Here is a 24,218-nt window from a genome sequence, read left to right as displayed (position 1 = left end):
ACCGCGTGGATCGACGAGGTCGGCCAATTGTCCATGCCCATCACGATTTCCAACACCCACGCCATCGGCCCCTGCCACGCGGGCGTCGTCGAATGGATCAACCGCGCCCACCCCGCCCTGGCCCGCGAATGGCTGCTCCCGGTGTGCGCCGAAACCTGGGACGGCTACCTCAACGACATCAACGGCGGCCACATCACCCCCGCCCTGGTCGCCGAAACGCTCGATTCGGCCCGCACCTGGCCCCTCCTCGAAGGCTCGGTAGGCGGCGGCACCGGCATGAACTGCTACGGCTTCAAAGGCGGCAGCGGCACCGCCTCCCGCCGCGTCCCCTTCGGCCCCGACACCTACACCGTCGGCGCCTTCGTCCAAGCCAATTTCGGCTCCCGCGAAGAACTCACCATCGCGGGCCGCCGCGTCGGCGCGGCCTTGTCCACCGACAACCCCCAGGAGACGACCCCCTGGCACCGCGCCCCGGGGGCCTTCGCCCCGCCGGGTTCTGGAGTGAGCGCCCTGGGCGGCGAGCTCGGAGAAGGGCATCGGTCGCAGGAAGCCGGGCTGGGTGGCCCCGCAAGGACAGGCACGGGCGGCGACGGAATCAGCGGAGGGATGGCTGCCACCGAGGATGGAGGTGCGGATCGGCGGGGCTCGGGGCCGGGTGGGGCTTGGGGCCCAGGGGAGTCTGGGGTTCGGGTGCCTGGCGGGGCCGGGTCGGTGATCGTGATCATCGCGACCGACGCGCCGTTGGACGCGCTGCAGTGCAAGGCCATGGCGCGGCGGGTGCCGTTCGGGTTGGCGCGGACCGGAACCACGGGCAGCTTGTTCTCCGGCGATTTGTTCCTGGCGTTCTCCACCGCCTCGGATCGCCCGTCCGACACCGGGTTTCCGCACGGAGAGCCGTCGGCCGAGCATCTGGTCACCACGCCGCGCCTGCCGTGGAATCGGATGGACGCGTTCTACGCCGCCGTTGTCGAGGCGGTGGAGGAGTCGGTCCTCAACGCGCTCATCGTGAATTCCGATATGACCGGCCGAGACTGGCACCGCTCACCGGCGCTGCCGCACGACCGGTTGCTGGAACTACTCGCGCGCTAACGAATCCGGCGCGACCTCAACCCCTCGAGCACCGTGTTCGAATCTATGCTTCCGCTTCAATCCGCGCCGGTCACGGCTGCCATCAGCGGTGGCGTACGGGAAGTTGGGTAGCCTGCCGTGAGTTGTCGGTTGATTCACCAAGGTCGCGAGGAGCACGTCATGCGAGTGGATGACCTGCTTCGGCTGCCGACGGTGGGGCTACAGCTGGTGTGGGGCGAGCCCGTGCTGTTGCGGCGTGAGGTCAGTGGCGTCACCGTCACCGACCTGCAAGACCCGGCCGCCTACCTGGGGTCCGGCGAGATCGTGCTCACCGGGCTGGTGTGGTGGACCGCGCGCGGCGGCCGCGGAAAGGCCGACCGGTTCGTGAGCGCGCTGCGCGAAGCCGGCGCGGTCGCGCTGGTCGCCGGGATCGCCCGGCACAACGGCATCCCCGACGATCTGGTGTCGGCCTGCCGTGAGCAGGGGATACCGCTGCTGGCCGTTCCCGCCGACACCACCTTCCGGACCATCACCGACGCGGTCTATCTGCGCCGCTGGAGCGACCTGAGCGAGTCACAGCACCGGTCGCTACCGGAAAACGCACGGCAGACGCTGAATCGGCTCATTCACGGGGGAGCGGCACCCGAACTGCTGCTCGACCAGATCGCCGCCGAGCTGGGCGGCATGCCGTGCGCACTGGTCACGGTCACCGGGCGGGTGCTGGCCCGCTCCGCCGAGGCGCTGGTCTCCGTGCCCGCGATCGTGCGCCGCGAACTGCGCACCGCGCCGGAATCGAATCATCCGGTCGGCGAACCGGATTCGCCCTACGACGGCTGGTACCTGTACCTGCCCGCGGGATCCGCCGCGCCGCCGCGGCTGCTGCGGGAGATCATCGACATACTGGGCGGATACCGCGACTGGGTGCTGGCGCGGCGCGACGAGCGCGACCGGGCCGCCACCGATCTCCTGCTGGGTGCGGTCGCCGATTCCGGTGCGGTGGAACCGGAATCGCTCGGCCTGCCCGTGTCCGAGCACTACCGGGTGGTGGCCGCCGCGCTGACCTCCCGCCGCGCCCGGGCGACCGCGGACGCCCTGCGTGAACTGCTGGCCGCCGTCGTGCCGGAGACCGTCCCCGTGGTGAGCGACGGCCACCGTGCGCTCGCCGTCGTCCCCGACCGCCCGGACCTGCCCGGCGCGCTGCGCGCACAGCATGCCGCGGTCGCCGCCTGCGACCCGAAAACAACACTCACCGTGGGCATCTCGACACCGGCGAGGCTCGCCGAACTCGGCGACGCCCGCGTTCGTGCCAACTACGCCCGCCGCGCGGCCCGGACCCTCGACACCGCCGTCACCGCCGCCGAGGACCTCGCCACCCTGCCGGAACTGCTGGCGGGCATCCCCGAACCCGTTCGCGACACCTACCGGTCCCGGGTCCTCGGCGCGCTCCTCGACGATGACGCGCACGCCGCGTTGCGCGACACCCTCGTCGCCTTCCTCGACCACAACGGTTCCTGGACCCGCACCGCCGAGGCCATGCACCTGCACGTCAACACCGTCCACTACCGCATCGAACGCGTCGAGCGCCTGACCGGCCGCGACCTGTCCCGCCTGGACGACCGCCTCGATCTGCGCACGGCCCTGCTCACGGCGATACCGCACGCCGACCCGGCCCGTCGAGGCACTATCGACTCATGTCCGACGTGAACAAGCACAACCTCGCCTACTTCGAGGCCCCCAGCATGCGCGAACTGCACACCGCCCTCGACGAGTGGCAGCGTGCCCACGGCATCCGGTTCCTGTCGCTGTCGATCCACCAGGACGCGGGCAATTTCTGCTGTATCGCCCTGACCAACCCGGCCGAGGTCGTGATCACCAGTGCCGACGGCCACTTCCACGCCGCGGTCAACCGTTTCGGGCTGCTGGCCGTCACCACCGATTAACTACTGCCTCAACCCTTCTCCGCGGCGTTCCTGCCACGAGCTCACCATTCCCGGCCGCCATTTCCCGGCGACCAGGGGGTTGTGTCCATGCCGCCCGTGCCGCTGTTCCCGACGGAACTCACGGAAATATTCGAACCGAATCAACAACAAACCCGAGACAATCAACAACACAGTCGCGATACCGCCCAGCAATGCCCAGCCGTGATAACCGGAAGCGAGCGCCGTAATCGTCAACCCGAGCGACCCGATTCCGAGCAGGCACAGCACCAGAGCTGCGCCTTCCCCCGGATCCTCGATCGCGTCCCCCGGATGCGGATGCCAATGTTCGCCATTGGGCTCGATAGCCGTCACCTTGACCATGATTCCTTCTCCCTGAACCTCCGGAAATTCGTCGCTATCCCCAGAATGCGCCCGGATCCGGCCCCACGCCCGAGTAATTTCGAACTTCGCACCCACCAATTTCATGCGGAGCTACCGAGCGCGCGCCGCGATCTCCCGGGGTCCGAGGATGCGGGTGTCCGCGCCGGAATCCGCGACGGCGATCATGGCCCGCCCGATCTCCCGATTGTCGTTCACCACGTTCGGCGCGATCCGCCGCAGCAGCGGAATCAACGGCCCCGCGATCGCGTACCCGGCGCGATACAACCGGGTCTTGGAGACCACGCCATCCATCGGCTGCACGAATCCGGGCCGGAACATGTACGCCCGGAACGGAAGCGCGAGCAGATCGTTCTCCGTCTTCCCCTTCACCCGCGCCCACATCGATCGACCCCGCTCGGTGCTGTCGGTGCCCTGGCCGGAGACATAGATGAACGTCATCGCGGGATTCGCCGCCGCCAGCGTCCGCCCGACCGCCAAGGCCAGGTCGTAGGTGATGCGCCGGTAGTCCTCCTCCTTCATGCCGACGGAGGAGACGCCGAGGCAGAAGAAACAGGCGTCGAACCCGGGCAGCTCACCCGCGATCGACGAGAGATCGGTGGGATCGGCGAGCACCAGCTCCCGCAATTTCGGATCCTCGATTCCCACCGAGCTCCGACCCACGGCCAGCACCTGCTCGACCCGCCCATCTCGCAGACACTCGTTGAGCACGCCCTGACCGATCATCCCGGTCGCTCCGAAGACGATTACCTTCATGCCGAGCATCCTGCCTCGAGGGCCGTGAGCCGATGGGGTTTCGCTAGCCGATCGGGAGCCTGCTCAGCACCGGGTCGTAGGCCCAGTTGAGCATGCGTTCGGCATCGTTCTTGGCGGCGACGCCGCTGCCGGGGGAGCTGTGCAGCACGACGCCGATCAGCGGGATGCCCGCGCGGACCGATTCGAACAGCAGGCAGGCTCCGGCCGCGTCGGTGGATCCGGTCTTGATGCCGATGGTGCCGGGGTAGGAGCGCAGCAGCTGGTTGGTGGAGTGCCACACGTGATCACGATTGGCCGGGCCCGCGGGCAGGTGATAGTTCTGGGCGCTGGCGACCTCCCGGAAAACCGGCAGCATCATGGCCCGCAGGCCCAGGGCGATCAGATCCGACGGCGTGGAGTAGGTGGAATAGTCTGTCGGCGTGGGCAACCCGCTGGGATCACTGAAAGCGGTTGCCGCCAAACCCATCTGCCGTGCCGTGTCGTTCATCCGCCCGATGAACCCGTCCTGCCCGGGCCCGTACGCCTCGGCCAGCGTGTAAGCGGCGTCGCAGCCGGACGGCAGCATCATCGCGTACAGCAGTTGATGGGTGGTGAGCACCTCCCCGGCGCTCAGGCCCGCGGTGCTGCCGTCGAGCCGGACGCAGTAGGAAATGCTCTCCGGCGGCACGGTAATGGGCCGATCGAGATCTCCCGCGGTGATGGCGAGCAGCGCCGTCATCACCTTCGCGATGCTGGCGATCGGCACCGGCGTATCGGCTTCCCGCGACCACAGGATCGTCCCGGTCACGCCATCCGCCAGCGCCGCCCCCGGCGCCTGCACCCCGTCCGGCTCGGAATCCAGCCAGGGCAACGAGATTCGCGGCGCGGCCGCGGCGGGCGCCACCGTGACCCCCTGCCCGGCCACCACAACCAACGTCCCGACGACGACAGCCTGCAACAACCGGGCAAATGTTCGCATGGCGGCATTCTGCCTTCCGCCCGCGCAGACCAGCGGGATTTGGTCACTCGGTCGCGTCGTCGCCCGGCGAACGGCCTGTCAGCGAGCGAACCGGTGCCTAGTAGGTCTACAACTGGTCGGCGGCGATCTCGTAGACGATCTCCAGGCCGTCCTCGTCGTCCCACTGCCGGCCGGTCTCGGCGAAACCGTATTGCGCGGCCAGTTGATTCGAGGCCACATTGTCGGGACGGATCGAGACTCGGACGGTTCGGACCAACGGCTCACGTGCGGCGCGGCGCAACAGGCTCTCCAGCGCCGCACGCGCATAACCGCGCCGCCGGTATTCCGGATCGACGGCATAGCCGATCTCCACCATCCCCGACTTGTCGGGCATGTCGTGAAAACCGGCTCGCCCCACCGCGATTCGCCGCTGCTCGTCCCAGATGACTCCGGTGACCCAGGCCGCGGTGCCCGGTTCCCGCTCCACCTGGCCCATTCGCCGCGACCAGGTTCCCCGACTCTCCGGTCCCGCGAAGTGCGCCGTCAGCGGAACCGGGCTCGCCGCATTGGCGGCCGCCAGATCGCCCGCGGCGAGCGCCCGGAACGTCTCGAGGTTGAGCGGCACGATGCGCACTCGGGGTGGAACAGATGTTTGAAACATGTGTACGGTCTCCGATGCGGGCGTTGGTTGATTCCGAAGATTGGACGATAGATGCGCATTGTTCCGGTCGTGAAGCTGATTTCGTCCACGGTGCTGCTGGCCGCGATGTGCACGGCGTGCGGGTCCGGCGCAACCAATCATCCAGGGCCGCAGCCGATCACATGGAAACCCTGCCCCGCCGAGTACGGCACCGCCGTGCAGTGCGCGGATATCGAAGTGCCGCTGGACTGGGACAAGCCCGACGGGGACAAGATCACGGTGGGCATCGACAAGTTGCCCGCCACCGATCCGGGCCGCAGTCTCGGCGAACTCGTCCTCAACCCCGGCGGGCCGGGTGGTTCGGGCACCGAGCTGGTCGCGGCCGAGGGCGGGCGGCCGGGGCTGATTCCCGAGGAGATCAGGGCGCGATTCGACGTCATCGGCCTGGACCCGCGCGGAATCGGCAACAGCCGCCCGGCAGTCCGTTGCGATCCCGCGCTACAGGACAAACTGCCCGATTTCTTTCCCGCCGATCAGGCCGCCTTCGATGCGATGGTCGCGGCCAACCGGGCATTCGGGCAGAGCTGCCAGGCCCGCACCGGCCCGCTGCTCGATCATGTCGACACCGTGAGCGTCGCGCGCGATCTCGAGGTGGTGCGGCAGCGTCTTGGCGGAGCTCCGCTCAATTACCTCGGTCTGTCCTACGGCACCGAGATCGGCTACGAGTACGCGCGGCTGTTCCCCGCCAACAGCCGCGCGCTGGCTCTGGATGGGGCGCTGGTGCATTCGCTGCCGCCGAGCACCATGAGCGTCTACGAATCCGCCGCGTTCGAGGACAGTGTCAATCGGTTCGCAGCCTGGTGTCGCACCGCTGCCGACTGCGCCCTGCACGGCGATGACGCCGCCGCCGTCGTCCGTGATCTGGTGGCTCGCGCCCGGCAAACGCCGTTGCCCGCGCCGGGCTGCGCGAGTTCGGGACAGTGTGCGCCCCAGGTCCGCCCGGGTGACCTGCTGCTGAACATCCAGGAGAACCTGCTGTTCCAACCGGTGCTGCCCGCCATGCACCTCGGTGGTTGGCTCGCACTGGCGACGGATCTCGATCAGGCGCGCAAGGGTGACGCGAGTGCCCTGTCTCCTCCGACCGCCACCGAGACCGGCGATGCCGGACTGGCCGTCGGCTGCGCCGAATTCCGCGCCGACTTCGACACGTACCACAGGTTCGCATCCCAACAGCTGCTGCTCCGCACCCTCGCCCCGACCACGCTCGGCGCCAGCCAGAGCTACAGCTACCTCGCCCAATGTGTCGGCTGGCCCGCCGCTTTCAGCAACCCGCCCCACACCGGCAGCGCCGCCCCGACCATCGTCCCCCTCCTGGTCAACGCCACCCACGACCCCTCGACCTCGTACGGCTGGGCCCAACTCATGGCAACCCAGATCCCGAACGCCGTCCTGCTGACCCGCGACGGCGACGGCCACACCTCGTTCTTCCTTCCCGGACAAACCCGTGAGGCCATCATCCGCTACCTGGTGGACGGCACCCTCCCTGCTCCCGCCACGGTCCTACCCAGTTAGAGGCATTCGCCTCATACCGCGCGGGGCCGGTCGCGAAATACGTTTTCTCCACGTCAGAACGAGCGAGGAGAAAATCGCATGAGCGACAACACTGTGCGCACCGCCGTCAAGGGCCGGGTATGGCTGCCCGGCGACGAGGGGTTCGACCAGGCGCGGCGGGCGTGGAATCTGACCGTGGAGCAGCCGGTCGCCGCCGTCGTGGAGGCGCAGGACATCGACGATGTGGTCGCCCTGGTGCGGCACGCCCGCGCGAGCGGGACGCCGGTGACGGTGCAGCCCAACGGCCACGGGGCCGCCGGTAACGCCGATCGCGCGATCCTGTTGCGCACCAAGCGCTTCGACGAGATCAGCATCGACCCCGAGCGGCGGCTGGCGCGGGTCGGCGCGGGCGTGCCGTGGGGGCGGGTGCTGGCCGCCGCTGAACCGCACGGGCTGATCGGGCTGGCCGGGTCGTCGCCGGTGGTCAGCGTCGTCGGCTACACGCTGGGCGGCGGAATGTCCTGGTTCGGCCGCAAATACGGGCTGGCGGCCAATAGCGTGCGCGCCTTCGAGGTGGTGGACGCCGACGGCAATCAGGCGCGGGTCACCGCCGAGTCCGATCCGGAACTGTTCTGGGCGTTGCGCGGCGGTGGCGGCGACTTCGCGATCGTGACGGCCATGGAGTTCGACCTGTACCCGGCGCCGAATCTGTATGGCGGACACGTCATGTGGGAGGGTGCGCGGACGGCGCAGGTGCTCGCCGCGTATCGCGAGATCGTCGCGCAGGCGCCGCCGGAGCTGACCGTGCTCATCACGCGCCTCCAGCTGCCGGGCGCGCCCGGCATCGTCGCGATCGCCGCCACCTATCTCGGGGATGCCGCGAAAGGCCAAGCCCTGCTGCGGGGTTTCGACGGGATCCCCGGCGTTCTCGCGGACAGTCGCGGACCGCTCGCGCCGTCGAATCTGGGCGCGGTGACCTCGGAGCCGGCCGATCCCGGCTACGGGTTGCTCCGCTCGGAACTGCTGACCGGCCTCGACGAGCGGGCCGTGGACGTGTTGTTCGCCGAGCCGATCGAACCGTTGATCGGGGTGCAGGTCCGTCAGCTCGGGGGTGCGCTGGCCGAGCCGAGTGCGGGCGCGCACCCGGCCGTGACGGCACCGTTCTCGGTCAATCTGCAAGCGCTGGCGCCGACCCCGGAGGCCTACCGGGCTGTCCGGGAAACCCAGCGGCGCATCATCGCCGAGCTGGGACCGCGCGTCACTGGGCGAAAGCCGTTCACGGCCTTGGCAGCCGGTGACACCGTGGCCTCCGTGTTCGATGACGCGACCCTCGACCGGCTGGGCGAGCTCAAGCGAATCCGGGACCCGCACAACGTATTCCGCGCCAACTTTCCGGTGCTGCGCGCGGCGCTCGGGGCGGCGTTGTGAAGCGGATCTACCTCGCGGCCGTGTTCTACACGGTCCTGGGCCTGGTCGCCGGGCTCGGCTACCGCGAGATCACCAAGATCAAGCACTTCACCGGCACCACCCAACTCGCGGTGACCCACACCCACCTGCTCGCGCTGGGCACGCTGTTCATGTTGATCGTGCTCGTGCTGGAGAAGCAGTTCGCGCTCTCGGAGAGCAAACTGTTCGGCTGGTTCTTCTGGACCTACAACGCCGGGGTGGTGTGGACGGTCGTGTTCATGACCGTCCACGGCGTCATGACGGTGCTCGGACACGAAGTGGGCGAGGCAGTTTCGGGCCTGGCCGGGCTCGGGCACATCCTGCTGACCGCCGGCTTCGCGCTCTTCTTCGTCTGCCTGTACCGGCCGGTGACGGCGGCTCAGTCCAGTTCGAGCCGGGCGAGCGCGACCCGGCTGGAGACCCCGAGTTTGGGAAACGCCCGATAGAGATGGTTCCCCACGGTTTTGGGGCTCATGAACAGCTGGGCCCCGATCTCCTTGTTCGTCGCGCCCGCGGCGGCCAGCCGGACCACCTGGAACTCCTGGGAGGTGAGCACCTCGGTCAGATCGGAAGCGATCCGGCCCACCGTGCCCGCGCCGGCCGCCCGCAACTCGTTGCGCGCCCGCTCGGCCCACGGGTGCGCACCCAGCCGCTCGAAGGTCGCCAGCGCCGTGCGCAGCGCGGCGCGGGCCTCCCGTTGGCGGCGATCGCGCCGCAACCATTCCCCGTACAGCAAACCCGTGCGTGCGTGATCGAACCAACGGCCTTGCGCGGCATGCGCTGTCAGCGCCTCGGCGAACAGCTCGCCGTCATCCTCGAGCATGGCCCGGCAGCGCAGCGCGTGCGCGCGCACCCACGGCGAGTCGGTGGCCGCGAACCATCGGTCCAGCTCCGCCGCGGGTCCGGTCCCGCGTTCGGGGGTGCGCAGGCGCACCGCGGCCTCCACCCGGTCGCTGGTCACGTGAACCCATTGGCCGAGCGAGTGATTCGCGGTCGGCGGCAGTGCGGCCAAACGGTCCAGCGCCTCCTCGTAGCGGCCGTAGCCGAGGTCGAGCAGGGCCAGCGCCCACCCCGCCTGCGCCGAGCCGACGGAGCCGACGCCGAGGGTTTCCGCCGCGAGCTCACGGCATTGCTCCTCCTCGCCCCGAATCGCGGCGAGCGTCGAGCGGACCGACCGGGCGCGGCGGACCATGTCCGGCTGCCCGATGTCCTCGGCGATGCGCAGCGCGTCACCCAGAATCGCTTCCGCCGCACGGAAATTGCCGAGCAGCAGCTCCACCGCTCCCAGATTGCAGCCGACGACGGGCATCCAGCCGACCATCCCCCGATCCCGGCACTCCCGGTTGAGATCCAGCAGGATCGCCCGCGAGTCGTCGATGTCGCTCGCGAGCGCCGCTTGCCGGGCCGCCATCAGCCGCGTCGACGGCACGTCAGCGGGCATCGATCGCAGGTGCGCGACATTCGCGCGGATCAGCCGCGCCCCGGCGGCCGGGTCGGGCGAGTTCAACCGCAGCGGCCCGTCCAGCAATGCGAGCGCGGCGGCTTGTTCCGGACTCGAAGGGAGTTCGACAATCCGCTCCCTGACCGCGGCCACCGCGGACAGACCACCCGCGGTCCAGGCGGCCAGCGCGGCCTCGACCAACATCGTGATCGCCATCAGCGGCGCGATCGCGGCCACCGGACCCGCGGCCGCGAGCAGCAAATCGTATGCCGCGGACAAGGATCCGGCCTCGATCTCGAGCCGGGCGCGCACACTCGCGAGGCGGGCCCGCGCGAGCGGGTCGCCCGCCGACTGCTCGGCCACCCCGATCAGCCGCAGCGTGTCCTCCCGCCGCCCCGCGTCCGCGGCCGCCTCGACAGCTCCGAGCAGACGCCGCACCCGCTCGTCCGCCTCGGGCGTGAGCCGCGCCGACCGCTCCAACGCCGCGGCGGCCGTGGCGAAACCGGTTCGGCTGCGCGCATTCTCGGCGGCCGCCTCCAGCGCGGCGGCGATCCGCTCATCCGGCCCCGTCGCCGCGGCAGCCAAATGCCAAGCCCGCCGGTCGGGCTCATCGACCAGGGCATCGGCGATGGCGGCATGCACGGCACGCCGCCGGGGGAACGTCGCCAAGTCATAGACCGCGGCCCGCCGAAGTGGATGGCGAAACGTCACCGACTGCGCCGAAACGGTCAGCATGCCGGTCGGTTCCGCGTCTCCCAGCGCCTCCTCGGTGAGCCCGAGCCGGTCGAGCACCCGCAGCACCAGCCCCAACTCCCCGGTCTCCTCGGCCGCCACCACCAGCAACACCGTTCGAACAGCGTCCGACTGCTCCGCGATATCCCGCTGATACCCGGCGCGCAACCGATCCGGCAACGGCAACGGCCCCGGCGCAACCGCCTCCACCTCCATGCGCGGCAACTCCAGCAGCGCAAGCGGATTCCCCGCCGACTCCACCAGCAGCCGCTCGACCACCTCCGGTGACAACCCGGGCGCGGTGGCCACCAACAGCTCCCGCGCGGCATCCCCCGCCAGCGGCGTCAACCGCAACTCGGGCAGCCCCGGCGCCGAAAACTCCTCCCGCCCCGCGAGAATCATGACAACCCCGTCGTCCCCGAGCCTGCGCGCCGCGAACACCAACGCATCGATCGACGGCCGATCCACCCAGTGCGCGTCATCCACCAAACACAGCACCGGCCCCGCCAAGGCCAGTTCGGCAAGCAGCGACAGGGTCCCCAACCCAACCAGAAACCGATCCGCCGCCCCCTGCGCCCCACCGACCCCGAACGCACACCGCAACGCCTCAGCCTGATTCGACGGCAGCCCCTCGAGTCCCTCCAGCGCGGACCCGAGAAGCAATTGCAGCCCGGCAAAAGCCAATTCCGACTCCGCCTCGACCCCGGTGGCCCGCAACACCCGCCACCCGCCGTCAACCAGCCCGGCAGCCACCCCCATCAGCGCCGACTTCCCCGCCCCGGGTTCCCCCGTCAACACCAAAGCCCCGCTGCCCCCGTGCGCGGCTCCGTCCAACAATCCCCGGATCCGCTGTTCCTCAACCGCACGCCCATACAACACTTCGTCAAACGTACTGCACGATCAGCGAACCCAATCCCGACCGGGCGGGACTGGCTACTCCGGTTACTGATTCACGGCCCGGCGAGCGGTTCGCGGGTGGCGATGTAGCCGTCGGGGCGGATCAGCACCGTAGTGCTGCCGGAAATGTCGAAACTGCGATGGATGCTGCCGTCGTTGTCGATGATCGTGGCGGCCCCGGTCGCGGTGTGGTCGGTGGTGATCCGGATCGTTCGCGGTGCTGTGGTGAGTGGGTTGCCGACCGTGTCCGGCTGTGCCGGGTCACCCTTGTCGAAGGTGAGCAGGGTCCAATGCGGGCCGCGCAGCAGATCGAACACGCGGACCCGGTGCCCGGTCGAGGCATCGACGCCGATTGCGTCGGGGGCGCGGCCACCGGCGCGAACGTGGGTGTCGTGCGACCCCGGACCGGTGAGGGGACTGTCGGTGTAGGTGATGTTGAGCCCGGTGGTGAAGTCATCGGTGAGCCCGGCGACGGCCGAGGCTCCGGAGCCGTCGGTGGCGGATCGCATGAGCGCGTGCAGGCGCGTGGTGCTGTCATCGAGGACCGACCGCGCGACCGGGCGGCGTTCGAGTTCGTATGTGTCCAAGAGGCTTTCGTCGGCTCCGTCGAGCACGGCCGCGAGTTTCCATCCGAGGTTGTAAGCATCCTGGATGCCGGTGTTCATCCCCTGCCCGCCCGCAGGTGAGTGGATATGAGCGGCATCGCCTGCGAGGAAGACCCGACCGACCCGGTATCGATCAGCCAATGCGACGTTGATCCGGTACAACGACAACCAGCCCGCGCCGTCGATCGTGACGTCCCTCAGCCCGGCATGCGCGGCGAACAAGCGCCGAAACAGCTCGACTGTCGGAGCGGCCGGCTCGGACTCGGCGGCGGGGATCGACGCCTGAAACTGCCAGATGTCGGTGCTGGGCAGCGGGAACAGCGACAAGATTCCATGTTCGGCACTCATCCAGACGTGCTGACGGCCTCGGTCGAGGCCCTCGATCCGCACATCGCCGAGCCACCAGCGGTGCTCACCATAGGACTTGCCCACCAACGCGATACCGCTCTGCTTGCGCACCACACTGCGTCCGCCGTCGCAGCCGACGACATAGCGGGCCTCTACTCGCCGCTCGCGGCTCGCCGCAACCATGCTCACCCGCACGGATTGATCTGTTCGGGCCATATCCGTCACCTCGGTCTGCCACTCGACCTGGCCGCCGAGTTCGGCGAGACGGTCGCGCAGGATCTGCTCGAAGAGCGGTTGCGACAACCACACCGGCGCGTACGGCACCCCGGGATCGGTCGTCCCCACAGCCATCTCCACCGCCTCGGAGATCACGCGGTCACGGTCGTAATGGCGGGTTGGCACGTGCACCTGCCCCAACTCCAGCACACGATCGATCACGCCGAGGTCGTCGGAGACCTCCAGTGCCCGGGGCTGGATCGTCTTGGCTCGCGATGCCGTGCTGGGACCTTCGCCGCGGTCGACGATGCGGTAGTCGACACCGCGGCGCGCCAGGTCGATCGCCAGAGTGAGCCCGGTCGGGCCCGCCCCGACAATCAGAACGTCGGCCGACGTCACCTCATTCGCCATCTTAATTTACCTACCTTAGGTATTTATTAATGACCCGGCGGCCTTCGGGTCGGCCTATCGGGGATGGACGTATCCTATAGCTAACTTAGGTATCCAATCAAGGTGGGTAGATGAGCAGTGACAACGAGGCATTGAAAGGGCTGCTGCCGCGTATGACGCAGCTCAGCAGCACGCTGGGCCGCGGACAGTTGTTCGAAACCGCTACGGCCGCAGCCGGAATCACCCTGGAGCGACCGGCGGTGACGATCCTGGTGATCCTCGAAGCCGCTGGAGGCCCCCTGCGGGTCGGGGAGATCGCCGCCAGAATGCAGGTCGTCGGTCCGCACGTCACCCGGCAGCTCAACGGACTCGAGCAACGACGGCTCGTGCAGCGGGTGCCGGATCCCGATGACCAGCGTGCGCGGCTGATCACGCTCACCCCGAGCGGTGAGAAGCTGATCGGCAGGTACCTGCGGGTCATCGATGGCTGGTTCGACCAAGCACTGTCCGGGTGGACCGAATCCGACCAGCGCGACCTCGTTCGTCTGCTCGGCCGACTCGTCGACGATCTTTCGACGCATCTGGACACACAGATCACCGCCGACCACGAGATGAGCCAGAGCGATCAGGAACTCGGAAACTGACCGAAGCGGCACTGCTCGGTATGGGTACGGTGAATCCGTGGTGCGCGTGTTGGTGGCCGAGGACGTCCGGATGTTGCGAACGGCGCTGGTCCGATTGCTGGAGCTGGAAGCCGACATCGAGGTCGTGGCGGAGGTCGAGCGCGGGGACGCTGTTGTGGCGGCCGCATTGGAACATGAGCCCGAAGTGGCCGTGCTCGACATCGAGCTGCCCGGCGAGGATGGACTGGAAGCGGCAGCGCGGCTGGCGAATTCGCTCCCGTCGTGCCGGGTGTTGATCCTGACCGGAATGGGCCGGCCCGGAAATCTGCGGCGCGGTATCGCGGCGGGCGTGGCGGGATTCATGCTCAAGGACTCGCGGCCGGACGAGTTGGTGAGCGCGATTCGCACTGTGGCCCAGGGGGGTCGAGTGATCGACCCGCACCTGGCTTACGCCGCGTTGGAGGTAGCGGATTGCCCGCTGACCACCCGGGAGGTCGATGTGCTGCGTTTGACCGCGACCGGCGCGACACCGCGCGAGGTCGCCGCGACGCTACATCTGACCTATGGAACAGTTCGCAACTACCTGGCAGCGGCGGTGGACAGGCTGGGCGCCCGAAGTCGGATGGACGCGATTCATATTGCGCACGAAGCGGGTTGGCTCTGATCGACCGGCAGGGTCACCATCAGGGTGAAAGTGTTCGGTCCACGATTCGCGGTGAGGTGGCCGCCGACCGAGGTGAGCCGCGTGGTCAGGTTGGTGAGACCGGTTCCCGCCCGCTCGGCCTCGCATGACGGGGTCGGATGGTCGTTGGTGATGTGCAATCGAGTCCCGTAGTCGCCAGTGGTGAGCAGGATCGAGGTCCGCTCGGCCCGCGAGTGCCGCACGACATTGGTGACGGCCTCGCGCAACACCACCGCCAAGAGTTGGTCATGGGCCGTCGGAGCGGCCGAGTGTTCCACCGTGACTTGGGATCCGGCGGCCTCGAGGACGCTGCGCGCGCTGGTGAGCTCCGCGGTGAACGAGACCCGGTGGACGTCATCGGGAATGGCGCGCAGTTCGGTCAGCGCACTGTCGGCCAGCAGGGCCAGCTCGGCCATTTCGGCATGGGCAGCGTCGGGGTCGCGCTCGAGCAGCCGGGCGGCCAGTTCAGCCTCAAGCGTGATGCCCACCAGCGCGCGCCCGAGCAGATCGTGCACATCCCGCGCGACGCGCAACCGCTCGGTGACTACCGCCGTCCGGGCCGCCTGGGCGCGAGTCTGCGCGAGTTGGCGTGCTACCGGCGGAATTCGGCACAGCGAGTAGACCAGGATCGCCGACATGCTGGGCACCGAACACCAATACAGAATCTCTCCGACAGAGGCAGCCGCGGGCAGTGCGAGAGGGAACAGCACGGTCGCCCCTGCGGGCACGGCCCACGCCCAGACGCTTCGCATTCTGACCACGCACGCGCCCAGGACCAGCACGGCGGGCGGGGTGAGCAGCGCCGGCGACGGCTGCACCGGCATGAAAGCCATCGATACCGCGAGCGCCAGGTGGATCGGCAGGGTCCATCGCCAGGCCCGGGGAGTGGACCCTCCGGGCCGGGGCGCGCCGTGGTACAGCTGGAGAGCCCCGGACGCGGCGACCAAGGCGCAGAGCAACCAGATCGGCGGATAGCTGATGTTGTAGGTCGCCACATTGAAGAGCACGAGGGCCGAATGATCAACCAGCACAATGATGAAGAACCACAGGGCCATGCGTGAGGAGAGCCGGGCGCTCTCGTCACGGGGCGACAATGGGGGATCCACGCGCTGCGCATCGGCGATCGATCGGGCGCCGCCCAGGGCGGCGCGGCTGAGTTCGGCTATCCGCTCGAGCCCGGCGCGGGTCGGGGCTTCCTGTGTCTCACGGATCGCGCGCAGGATCGACATCAGGTCGGCGCCGAGCGTTCGGCTCAGCCGCGTTGTCGTATCCCGGCGTTCCGCGGCGACGGCATGCGCCGCGAGCCATTCCCGTTCACGGTCCATCTCATCGAGCCGCCGCACCATGTACACGGGTGCGAAATAGGCGACAGTCATGTTGATTTCGATGATCAGCATGATGCCGAGCAGCCACAAGGGCGGAGCTGCTGCCCAGTAATACAGCACGAGTTCGGCGATGACGGCGAGCGCCGCCAGAACCCACGAAATCGACCCGGACAGCGTCAGCAGGATCGCCGCGCCCAGCAGGCCGGGCAGCGGACCCCAGAGCTCGACGCCGACAAGCGGGTACGAACCATAGACGATGATCGCGAGCACGCCCAGCAGCACGCGCGGCCGCCATCGACGCAGCATGATCAGTGCCAGCACCGCGAACGCCGCGATGATGGCGGTCGCACCCAGAGCGAAAACCCACGGCGGCCGAGCGTGATTCGCGGCAGCGTCCATCAGATTGCCGACCCGACCGATCAGACCCAGCAGCAGCAGCCAGCCGACGAGCGCCCACTGGGGGCGCGGCCACCGTCCCACCCGCACCTCCGCCGCATGCACCGTCAGCAGCGGATTATGCACTTTGCAGCTATCGCTGTGCAACGCACATATCAACCGGTGCAAGCCGACACTACCGACCTCGCCTATGCCCGACCATGCTTCTGCTCATGAGCGAAATCAAGCCATTCACCATCGCCATCCCGCAGGCCGACCTGGACGATCTGCGGAACAGGCTGGCGGCCACGCGATTTGCCGACGAACTGCCTGAGTCGGAGGTCACCGACGGGGTGCAGCGTGGCCCGGTGCAGCCGGGGTGGGAGTATGGCGTGCCGCTGTCGTTCGTGCAGCCGCTGGTGCGGCGCTGGCTCGACGAGTACGACTGGCGCGCCGCCGAGACCGAGCTGAACCGGGTCCCGCAGTTCACCACCGAGATCGACGGTGAGACCATCCATTTCGCCCACATCGAATCCGATGACCCCGATGCCACGCCGCTGATCCTCACCCACGGCTGGCCCAACACCTTCGTCGAATACCTCGATGTCGCCGACCGGCTGCGCGACCGGTTCCACCTGGTGATCCCGTCGCTGCCCGGATTCGGTTTCTCCGGCCGTCCGCGCACCAGCGGCTGGGGCGCGGCACGGACCGCGGATGCCTGGGCGGAACTGATGACCCGGCTCGGCTACGAGCGATTCGGCGTGAGCGGCAACGACGCCGGCGCCATCGTCGCCCCGGAACTGGGTCGCCGCCACCCCGACCGGGTCCTCGGAGTACACGTCAACCAGATCTTCTCCTTCCCCTCCGGCGACCCCGCCGAGTTCGACGGACTCTCCGAAGCCGATCTCCAATACCTCGGATTCCTACAGGGTTTCGTCGATCACGCGGTGCACGACAAGGCCCAGCAGGCGCAGCCGCAGACCCTCGCCCACGCCCTCGCGGATTCCCCAGCGGGCCAACTGGCCTGGATCGGCCAGCTGCTCGGTGGGCTCCCCGACCCCGATCTCATCCTCACCACGGCGTCGATCTACTGGTTCACCAACACCGCCGCCTCCTCCGCGCGGTTCTACTACGAGAACCACCACGCCCCGAAATCCTTGGAACCCACCACTTTCCCCCTCGGCCTGGCCTCTTTCGCCTACGACTTCCGTCCCCTGCGCCGCTTCGCCGAACGCGATCACCACAACATCGTGCACTGGAGCGAATTCGACCGCGGCAGCCACTGGGCCGCCCACGACGCCCCCGACCTGCTCGCCGACGATCTCCGCGAATTCTTCACCAAACTCGAAAACCGCTGATCCCGGCATCCCGTTTCGGTGGTGAGAACGAGGCACTGATCCATGGTGGGGCGCCGTGATCGTGCCGTCTGGCCGGTCTATCCTGGCTGGCGTGCTGGTGTGCCGGATACTGGGGCCGGTCGAGGTCGAAATCGACGGCACCGTGGTGGATCTGGGTGGTCCGGTTCCCCGTCGGCTGCTGGCCGCGCTGGCGGCGGCCGAAGGCCGTGCGGTGCCCGATGGCCTGCTCACCGATCAGGTGTGGGGTGCGGACGGGCCGACGCAGGCGATGAACGCCCTGCGGGTGGCGGTATCACGGCTACGGAACGCACTGGGCCCCGTCGCGGCGCGATACTTACGTCGCACCGACCACGGGTACGTGCTGGACCTGCCCCCGGATTCGACCGACAGCGCTCTGTTCACCGCGCTGATCGAACGCGGTCGGCGGCAGGCCGCGGCGGGCGAATCCGTCGAGGCGAGCGGTAGTTTCGACGAGGCGCTGGCCTGGTGGCGCGGCGAACCCTGGCACGACCTGGGCGACCGGACCGAGTTGTCGGGGCCGCGCGCCCGGCTGACCGAGCTGCGCGATGTGGCCGTCGAGGAGCAGCAGGCCGCCCGGCTGGCCTGCGGGGACACCGCGGCGGCCGTCGCGGCGTTGAGCGAGGCGGTCACCTTCGCCCCGTACCGGGAGCGGCGGTGGGAGCTGCTCGCGCTCGCGCTGTATCGCAGCGGTCGGCAGGCCCAGGCGCTGGCCGAATTGCGGCGGGTACGCGAGTTGCTGATCGAGGAATTGGGTATCGAACCGGGACCGGCGCTGCGCGAGCTGGAACAGCGCATGCTGGACCAGGATCCGGAGTTGCTGCTGCCCAAGCGCGTGATCGCGGTGGCATCGCCCCCGCGAAGTCAGCGCACCGACGGGCGATCGGGCCTCCCGCGGCCGCTGTCGTCGCTCATCGGCCGCACCGAAGAGCTGGACCACCTGCGCGAGTCGCTCGAACAGCGGAGGCTGGTGAGTTTGTCGGGACCCGCGGGGGTGGGCAAGACGCGGCTCGCGGTCGAGTACGCCGCGACCGTCGAGGACGAGGTGTGGTTCGTGCGACTGGCCGACGTGCGCACGACCGATGCGGTCACGCCATCGGTGGCGGAGGCAATCGGCGTGGTCACCGCCGAGGACGACCCGATCGAGGCGGTGCGGCGGGTGCTGGCCGACCGCGGCGGGCTGCTGGTGCTGGACAACTGCGAGCATGTGGTGGAGGCCGCCGCGGATCTGGCCCTCACGCTGCTACGGGGGTGCGCGACGCTGCGGATTCTGACGACCACCCGGCAACGGCTCGGCGTGGACGGCGAGTACGTGGTAGCGGTCGATCCGCTTGCGGTACAAGACGATTCGGGCGGTGACGGCCCCGCCGTCGCGCTGCTGCTCGATCGAGCGCGCATGGTCCGTCCCCGCTGGAGTCCCGCGCCGCCGGAACTGGACGCGGCACGGGAGATCTGCACGATTCTCGACGGACTGCCCTTGGCCCTCGAGATCGCGGCCGCTCGCGAACACGCTTTCGGATTTCGCGAGATCGTCGCCCACCTGCGTGAACGTCTCGACGTGCTGGGCGGCACACCACGTGGTTCGATCTCCCCGCACGCCAGCCTCGATGCCGCGATCGGCTGGAGCATCGATCACCTCGCCGCGAGCGATCGCGCGGTGCTGCAACGGTTGTGGCCGTTCGAGGGCGGATTCACCTGGCAGGCCGCCGCGGCCGTCCAACCGGCCGATCGGTCCCAGGGCTCCGTGCTGGCGGTATTGGCCGCGGTGGCCGAGCGATCGGTGATCGGCGTCGATCGCACGGCCCAACCCGTCCGGTATCGGATGCTGGAAACCATTCGCCGCTACTGCCAATCCAGCGATCCCGATCCCACGGACACCGAAGCCGCGCACGCGGCGTGGGTGCGCGACACCGTCGACGGGTACGCGGCGATCGTGACCGGGCATCGAGTCGGTGCGGTATTCCGCGCGGTGGCGGGCGAATTGGCCAATATCAAGGCCGGTATCGCCCATCTCATCGCCCACGATCCGGTCACCGCGCTGCGGACCGCCGCCGCGCTGGAATGGGCGTGGGTCAGTGTCGGCGCGCTCACCGAGGGCCTACGGCTGGTGGGCGCGGCATTGGCGGCCTGCCCCGAGGACGAGGTGCAGGTGCGGGCCCGCGGACTGTGCGCGCTGTCGATCATGTCGCAGCACGCCGGTCGCCCCGCCGACTCGGTGCGATATGCGAATTCGGCTATCGAACTGCTCGGCGACGACCTGACCGGTGAGCGAGGCACGCTGCTGCTGACCGCGCTGGTCAACCGAGGTGGTGGGGCAGCGGAACTGGGTGATGTGGCCTTGTCGCGGGCCAATGTCGACCGGTTCCGGGCCGAGGCCGCGCATCGGGCGGTCCCGCCCTGGATCGTGGCCAGCGCCATGCTCGGCGAAGCGGGCACGCTGCTCATGGAACGAAGGCGCGACGAGGGCGAGGCCATGCTGCATGCCGCGCGCGCCTACGCCGCCGAATGCGGATTCACCTGGGTACAGGGCACGGCCGATATCGTCTTGGCCCGCAGTCTGCTGCGTGGACGCGAACCGGATCCACAACGCGCCCGGCTCGCCCTCGAGGCGCTGGACCGCGCCTGGACGGTGTTCGAGGATCAGGCGAACGTGTTCGATTCGCTCGCGATGCTCTATACCGGCGCTCATGCTCTCGCCGTGCTCGGTGACCACCGTGCCGCGGTCGAAATCCACACTGCCGTGGTCGAACACGCCGCCCGCGTCGGCGCTGACCCGCGTCGTCTGGCCCGCCTCGCCGGGCAGCAAGCCGAACACCGCATGCGGCAACTGCTCGAGCAGCAGGGATCCGAAGGGCGCGATGCGAAGGCCGGGCCGCTGGGGCAGGCCGCGATCCACGATCTGCTGATCGCGGCCACTGCTCGCCTGGACGGTCTCGCGGCTCAGTCGCCTTGATCCTGTTCCGCGCGGTATAGGAACTGTTCGAGTACACGATTGAACGGTTCGCCCTGGTCGGGAACGAGATGGCCGGTGCCGGGGAGAACGACCCGCGTGGCCGCGGTCCGTTCGGCGATCCGATCACAGATGATCTCGTTGACCCCCTGATGTCCACCGGAAACCACCAGGACCGGAAACCCGGCCGCGCGCAATCGATCCAAGGGTGGCTCGGCCTCGTCGGGCGGGCGCGCGCCGAGCAGTTGCCGCATACCGGACAGCAGTACCGGCGCGGGCGGATCGTCGAGATCCACCCAGGCGCCGACGAGATCCACGAACTGCCGCAAGGCGACATCGGCCGCCAGATCGGTCGACTCGAGCAACTGTCGGACACTCCGGCCGAAGTCGTCGGCCTCCGCGACCCCGCGCGCCACCCCGGTCGACGGCGGCTCGATGACGGTCAGCGACAACACGTTTCCGGGTCGGCGGGCCGCCGCATACATGGCGACGATCGCCCCGTAGGACAGACCGACCAGATGAGCCGGACAATCCAGCAGCTGATCGGCCACCAGAACGGCTTCACTTTCGAAATCCTGCCTGGCCGACGGCGATCGGCCGTGCCCAGGCCGATCCGGCGCCAGCAACGTCCACCTCTCGGTCAACGGCCGCTGACCCCGCCACGCCTCGCGCCCGCCGAGCACACCACCGTGCACCAGCACCACACGCGGACCCCGCCCCCACCGGTGAACATACAGCCGAATCGACATACCCCCAGTGTCATCGACGGGCCTTACAGCGACCTGTCGGCCGCACCGAGCGCCGTAAGGCAACTGAAATGGCGACCAGACAGACCGGCACCGGGACTGCGCTCGGAAGAAGCCGACGAGTCAGCCCACATCGCCGAGTACATGTCGATGGTCCCCTTTGCCCGATTGGCGCGCCGTAGTGATGAGCGTTGCGGGGTATGGGTACCGGTGTAGCCGCTGTCCTGCGGTGCCTACTTGTTCATAGCCTCTGTGGTCTGGATCATGAGGTCGGCGGCCTTCGCGATCTGTGCGTCGCTGATGGCCAGGCTGTCGTCTTCATTGCGGATCTCCAGCGTGCTGACCCAGGGGTCGATCCGGGTTACCAGTTCTACAACGCCTTTGGTCTGAATTGGGCCCTTCTTTAGGCGGGCATCCCTAATCCAGATGTCCTTCGCGTGCCCCGACAGCAGAACGAACTTCTCGTCCTTCAAAGATGCTGGTACGCCTATCTCGTTCTCGTTGGATTTGGTGGGCCGCAGTCCGGCACTGGCGCTGAGGTACGGTGCCTTAGTGGCAGGGGGGTAAAGAGAGCAGGTGAGCCCAAAGGATTGGCTGTTCATTACTTCATCGGGCTCAGCCCCGAGGTAGATTAACGATACGCCGTCAATTGGAAAGTCGGTGCGGAAGTAGCTTAGGAAAGGCGTACAGAACTGTTGTGCTGTGTGCATTGGCTTGCTACTGGTATCAGTCGTCGAAGTGCACCCTGCGGCGGAGACTGCAATGATGGTAAGAACCAGCACAGCGACGCGTTGCCGCAATGAATTCATTCGATCAGGCTGCCGATCGCGGGTTCTCATCGGACGGTGCTCCTGCCCTCGATAATCTTGGTGAGGAAATCTTGCAGGTGCTCGTGCAGAGCCCCTCCTTGGTAGGCGTTGAGTATGTTGTCTAGCTTTGATTCGAGAATTGTCGGATCACCGGAGGCTTTCACCGCGTCATCGTAGCTTTTCAGTTTTCCGTCGTCGGTGAACAGGTTGCTGTAGCGAGGGTCGTGTGCCAGGGAACCGTCTTGTCCCTGTAGGACCTGCGCAACTTGGCAGTACCCGCGCGCTGGTGCGTATTCGTGGGTGTTGTCGAAATGGGCTTGGGAGGGGTCCGGTGCGGAGTAGGTGAAGCCGAGCAGGTTCATCCTGGCGTAAGGGTTGGTGAGATCGGAGATCGGCCCGAAGACATCCTTCACTACCGGGATGTATTTGGCTGCCGTACTTATGATCCCCTTCCCTGTGTCCCAGTCGGCGCCCTCGTGGGCAAATTTCTCGATCGCCTGCCGGATCTCGGTGTCTTTGCGGGCATCCTGTTCGCCGGACAGTCCCCTGGTCGACCAAGCCGAGAATCGTGCCCGATTTGGTCGCCAACTCGCCGGGCGGGTTGGCGAGATCGGCGAGAACCGACTGTACCCATTCGGTTGGGAGTTGTTGGGCTGTCGAGAGCGCCTTGTTGTTGAACTCGACTGCCACGTCCTTGTCTGTGTCGATGACGGAAAACACCGCTTTGGTTGCACTACGGTCCGGCGTGTGTTCCTCATGCTGAGGCGCACCGAACCCATCGGTGTTGAGGAAGTCTTTAGGGACTCCGGCCATGTCGGCAATGTAGGGGCTCAGGCCCATCATTTTGGTTACTCGCGATAGGTCCGTGGCCTTTGGCGTCTCGGGCGCGAGCCGCGGCGGTGGCGCGAGCGCAGCGGCCGATTATCTGGCTGGAGCGCCAGCCAGCATGAGGTCCTGTTCCTGGCCACCGTTCGCGAGCCGGTTGTGGGCGAAGAGGTGGCGGAGTTGGTGAGGGTGAAGACGTTTGATGCCTGCGGCTTCGGCGCGTCGCGTGAGTATTCGGTAGATGCCCAGCCGGTCATCTGGCCTCGCTTGCGAGCCATAGGGCGGGATTATCGTTGGCGGCCTTGGGGTGTCGGGCTCGGGTTCGGAGGTATCGGAGGAGCGCGATGCGGGTTTTGGCGCCGAACGGGAGGACTCGCGGGCGACCGCCCTTGTTGATCACGAGAGCTGTGTTCTCTTGGAAGTCCAGGGAATCGATATCCAAGGCGTTGTCGAACGGGTTGAACTCGAGGACGCTATCGGACGCCAGATAGCCGCAGAACTGTTGGAGGCTGCGGTACTGGCGGTGGGCGTACTCCGGGGTGATCGGTCTGCCGACGGTTGGCGCGCCGTGGTTCCGTGATGAAGTCCTCGGGAAGCTCGGGGATGGCGTCGAGATCCTGCCCTATCTCACGAGTCCAAGCGCGTGAATCCCTCGGCGTTTGAGCGTTGCGGGGTATGGGTATTGGTGTAACTGCCAGCGTTATCGCTGGTCAGTCACACTTTGCGCCCCCGGCAGGAATCGAACCTGCGACCTAGGGATTAGAAGGCCCTTGCTCTATCCAACTGAGCTACGGAGGCAGTGCGGGCATCGTGGTGATGCGGGCACCAAACACCTTGACCCAAATCGATCTCGGTGTCCAGCGCGTTAAGTATAGCGAGCGTCCAGATCAGGGAAGGTGGGTCGCTTAGCAACTGTTCGGCGCGTCGGGCGGGGTGTGCGGACCGGAGGACCGGAAACCCTGGGGGAGTCCGGATGGGCGCTTCGAACTACGCTGGGCGCATGTCGTCAGCGCAGGACCCGCCCGCAGGATCGGACGTTGCAGCCAGTGGGTCGGGGTCGGGGCTGCGGTTCGCGGCGATCACGGCGGTGGGGACGGCGATGGTCGCGGACAACACTTTTCGACCGCACCAGCCGGGGCGTGACCCTGACCGCTCCCGGGGC

Annotated in this window: 20 protein-coding genes and 1 tRNA gene; 10 read left to right on the top strand and 11 right to left on the bottom strand. The window is 68.0% G+C overall.

What is annotated here, in order from left to right; translation table 11 throughout:
• From ACWELQ_RS07325 to ACWELQ_RS07315, 3 genes are all read left to right on the top strand, one after another.
• The coding region (locus tag ACWELQ_RS07325) for a P1 family peptidase (protein ID WP_452396166.1) at window positions 1-1,089 on the top strand (1,089 nt) is incomplete at its 5' end.
• A 159-nt stretch (window positions 1,090-1,248) separates the two neighbouring features.
• Window positions 1,249-2,772: a PucR family transcriptional regulator gene (locus ACWELQ_RS07320; protein ID WP_452396165.1), complete on the top strand. Its 1,524-nt coding sequence runs from the start codon at window positions 1,249-1,251 to the stop codon at window positions 2,770-2,772.
• Entirely contained in the window at window positions 2,760-3,008 is a 249-nt protein-coding gene (locus tag ACWELQ_RS07315; RefSeq protein ID WP_452396164.1) for a hypothetical protein, read from the top strand. The genes ACWELQ_RS07320 and ACWELQ_RS07315 overlap by 13 nt, the downstream gene beginning before the upstream one ends.
• Here ACWELQ_RS07315 and ACWELQ_RS07310 read toward each other — a convergent pair whose 3' ends face one another.
• From ACWELQ_RS07310 to ACWELQ_RS07295, 4 genes are all read right to left on the bottom strand, one after another.
• Window positions 3,009-3,368, bottom strand: a complete 360-nt coding sequence (locus ACWELQ_RS07310; protein ID WP_452396163.1) for a hypothetical protein — start codon at window positions 3,366-3,368, stop codon at window positions 3,009-3,011. It abuts the gene before it with no gap.
• A gap of 111 nt (window positions 3,369-3,479) precedes the next feature.
• Window positions 3,480-4,142: an NAD(P)H-binding protein gene (locus ACWELQ_RS07305; RefSeq protein ID WP_452396162.1), complete on the bottom strand. Its 663-nt coding sequence runs from the start codon at window positions 4,140-4,142 to the stop codon at window positions 3,480-3,482.
• A gap of 43 nt (window positions 4,143-4,185) precedes the next feature.
• Window positions 4,186-5,100 carry a D-alanyl-D-alanine carboxypeptidase family protein gene (locus tag ACWELQ_RS07300; RefSeq protein WP_452396161.1) on the bottom strand — a complete coding sequence of 305 codons (915 nt, stop codon included), beginning with the start codon at window positions 5,098-5,100 and terminating at the stop codon, window positions 4,186-4,188.
• A 106-nt stretch (window positions 5,101-5,206) separates the two neighbouring features.
• Window positions 5,207-5,704, bottom strand: coding sequence for a GNAT family N-acetyltransferase (locus ACWELQ_RS07295; RefSeq protein ID WP_452396160.1), 498 nt, complete (start codon window positions 5,702-5,704; stop codon window positions 5,207-5,209).
• Window positions 5,705-5,809: 105 nt separating this feature from the next.
• On the opposite strand from ACWELQ_RS07295, the gene ACWELQ_RS07290 reads away from it, so the two are divergent.
• From ACWELQ_RS07290 to ACWELQ_RS07280, 3 genes are all read left to right on the top strand, one after another.
• Window positions 5,810-7,291: an alpha/beta hydrolase gene (locus ACWELQ_RS07290; RefSeq protein WP_452396159.1), complete on the top strand. Its 1,482-nt coding sequence runs from the start codon at window positions 5,810-5,812 to the stop codon at window positions 7,289-7,291.
• Between the two features lie 78 nt (window positions 7,292-7,369).
• Window positions 7,370-8,698, top strand: a complete 1,329-nt coding sequence (locus ACWELQ_RS07285; protein ID WP_452396158.1) for an FAD-binding oxidoreductase — start codon at window positions 7,370-7,372, stop codon at window positions 8,696-8,698.
• Entirely contained in the window at window positions 8,695-9,162 is a 468-nt protein-coding gene (locus ACWELQ_RS07280; RefSeq protein WP_452396157.1) for a DUF2871 domain-containing protein, read from the top strand. Before ACWELQ_RS07285 ends, ACWELQ_RS07280 begins: the two co-directional genes overlap by 4 nt.
• Here ACWELQ_RS07280 and ACWELQ_RS07275 read toward each other — a convergent pair.
• Window positions 9,096-11,768 carry a LuxR C-terminal-related transcriptional regulator gene (locus ACWELQ_RS07275; RefSeq protein ID WP_452396156.1) on the bottom strand — a complete coding sequence of 891 codons (2,673 nt, stop codon included), beginning with the start codon at window positions 11,766-11,768 and terminating at the stop codon, window positions 9,096-9,098. The genes ACWELQ_RS07280 and ACWELQ_RS07275 overlap by 67 nt on opposite strands.
• Before the next feature lie 71 nt (window positions 11,769-11,839).
• Entirely contained in the window at window positions 11,840-13,366 is a 1,527-nt protein-coding gene (locus ACWELQ_RS07270) for an FAD-dependent oxidoreductase (RefSeq protein WP_452396155.1), read from the bottom strand.
• A gap of 110 nt (window positions 13,367-13,476) precedes the next feature.
• Between ACWELQ_RS07270 and ACWELQ_RS07265 the strand changes: the two genes are divergently transcribed.
• On the top strand, window positions 13,477-13,989 hold the full coding sequence (locus ACWELQ_RS07265; RefSeq protein WP_452396154.1) for a MarR family winged helix-turn-helix transcriptional regulator: 513 nt from the start codon (window positions 13,477-13,479) through the stop codon (window positions 13,987-13,989).
• A gap of 37 nt (window positions 13,990-14,026) precedes the next feature.
• Window positions 14,027-14,632 (top strand): response regulator transcription factor, encoded by a 606-nt coding sequence (locus ACWELQ_RS07260; protein WP_452396153.1) that lies wholly within the window; start codon window positions 14,027-14,029, stop codon window positions 14,630-14,632.
• Here the strand turns inward: ACWELQ_RS07260 and ACWELQ_RS07255 are convergent.
• A complete protein-coding gene (locus ACWELQ_RS07255) occupies window positions 14,602-16,497 on the bottom strand; it encodes a sensor histidine kinase (RefSeq protein WP_452396152.1) in 1,896 nt (631 codons plus the stop codon). The two genes, ACWELQ_RS07260 and ACWELQ_RS07255, sit on opposite strands and share 31 nt — an antisense overlap.
• An 86-nt stretch (window positions 16,498-16,583) precedes the next feature.
• Between ACWELQ_RS07255 and ACWELQ_RS07250 the strand changes: the two genes are divergently transcribed.
• The gene (locus tag ACWELQ_RS07250; protein WP_452396151.1) at window positions 16,584-17,708 is read left to right on the top strand and encodes an epoxide hydrolase family protein; all 1,125 of its coding nucleotides are present in this window, start codon (window positions 16,584-16,586) and stop codon (window positions 17,706-17,708) included.
• 55 nt (window positions 17,709-17,763) lie between these two features.
• Window positions 17,764-20,679, top strand: coding sequence for an AfsR/SARP family transcriptional regulator (locus ACWELQ_RS07245; RefSeq protein ID WP_452396150.1), 2,916 nt, complete (start codon window positions 17,764-17,766; stop codon window positions 20,677-20,679).
• On the opposite strand, the gene ACWELQ_RS07240 is transcribed toward ACWELQ_RS07245, so the two are convergent.
• The 4 genes from ACWELQ_RS07240 to ACWELQ_RS07225 all read right to left on the bottom strand — a co-directional run bounded on the left by ACWELQ_RS07240 (window position 20,667) and on the right by ACWELQ_RS07225 (window position 23,854).
• Entirely contained in the window at window positions 20,667-21,425 is a 759-nt protein-coding gene (locus tag ACWELQ_RS07240) for an alpha/beta fold hydrolase (RefSeq protein WP_452396149.1), read from the bottom strand. The two genes, ACWELQ_RS07245 and ACWELQ_RS07240, sit on opposite strands and share 13 nt — an antisense overlap.
• Window positions 21,426-21,655: 230 nt before the next feature.
• Entirely contained in the window at window positions 21,656-22,261 is a 606-nt protein-coding gene (locus ACWELQ_RS07235; protein ID WP_452396148.1) for a hypothetical protein, read from the bottom strand.
• Window positions 22,258-22,644 carry a hypothetical protein gene (locus ACWELQ_RS07230; protein WP_452396147.1) on the bottom strand — a complete coding sequence of 129 codons (387 nt, stop codon included), beginning with the start codon at window positions 22,642-22,644 and terminating at the stop codon, window positions 22,258-22,260. The genes ACWELQ_RS07235 and ACWELQ_RS07230 overlap by 4 nt, the downstream gene beginning before the upstream one ends.
• Window positions 22,645-23,780: 1,136 nt before the next feature.
• Window positions 23,781-23,854: transfer RNA gene (locus ACWELQ_RS07225), tRNA-Arg, on the bottom strand.
• Between the last annotated feature and the right edge of the window lie 364 nt (window positions 23,855-24,218).

The organism is Nocardia sp. NPDC004722, from assembly GCF_053601505.1.
Note: the sequence above shows the minus strand (reverse complement) of the source record. Positions and strands in the feature narration are given on the sequence as shown.

Coding starts and splice junctions, on each gene's coding strand:
- ACWELQ_RS07320 (WP_452396165.1), top strand. CDS start 1,249: ATGCGAGTGGATGACCTGCTTCGGCTGCCGACGGTGGGGCTACAGCTG.
- ACWELQ_RS07315 (WP_452396164.1), top strand. CDS start 2,760: ATGTCCGACGTGAACAAGCACAACCTCGCCTACTTCGAGGCCCCCAGC.
- ACWELQ_RS07310 (WP_452396163.1), bottom strand. CDS start 3,368: ATGGTCAAGGTGACGGCTATCGAGCCCAATGGCGAACATTGGCATCCG.
- ACWELQ_RS07305 (WP_452396162.1), bottom strand. CDS start 4,142: ATGAAGGTAATCGTCTTCGGAGCGACCGGGATGATCGGTCAGGGCGTG.
- ACWELQ_RS07300 (WP_452396161.1), bottom strand. CDS start 5,100: ATGCGAACATTTGCCCGGTTGTTGCAGGCTGTCGTCGTCGGGACGTTG.
- ACWELQ_RS07285 (WP_452396158.1), top strand. CDS start 7,370: ATGAGCGACAACACTGTGCGCACCGCCGTCAAGGGCCGGGTATGGCTG.
- ACWELQ_RS07270 (WP_452396155.1), bottom strand. CDS start 13,366: ATGGCGAATGAGGTGACGTCGGCCGACGTTCTGATTGTCGGGGCGGGC.
- ACWELQ_RS07265 (WP_452396154.1), top strand. CDS start 13,477: ATGAGCAGTGACAACGAGGCATTGAAAGGGCTGCTGCCGCGTATGACG.
- ACWELQ_RS07250 (WP_452396151.1), top strand. CDS start 16,584: ATGAGCGAAATCAAGCCATTCACCATCGCCATCCCGCAGGCCGACCTG.
- ACWELQ_RS07240 (WP_452396149.1), bottom strand. CDS start 21,425: ATGTCGATTCGGCTGTATGTTCACCGGTGGGGGCGGGGTCCGCGTGTG.
- ACWELQ_RS07235 (WP_452396148.1), bottom strand. CDS start 22,261: ATGAGAACCCGCGATCGGCAGCCTGATCGAATGAATTCATTGCGGCAA.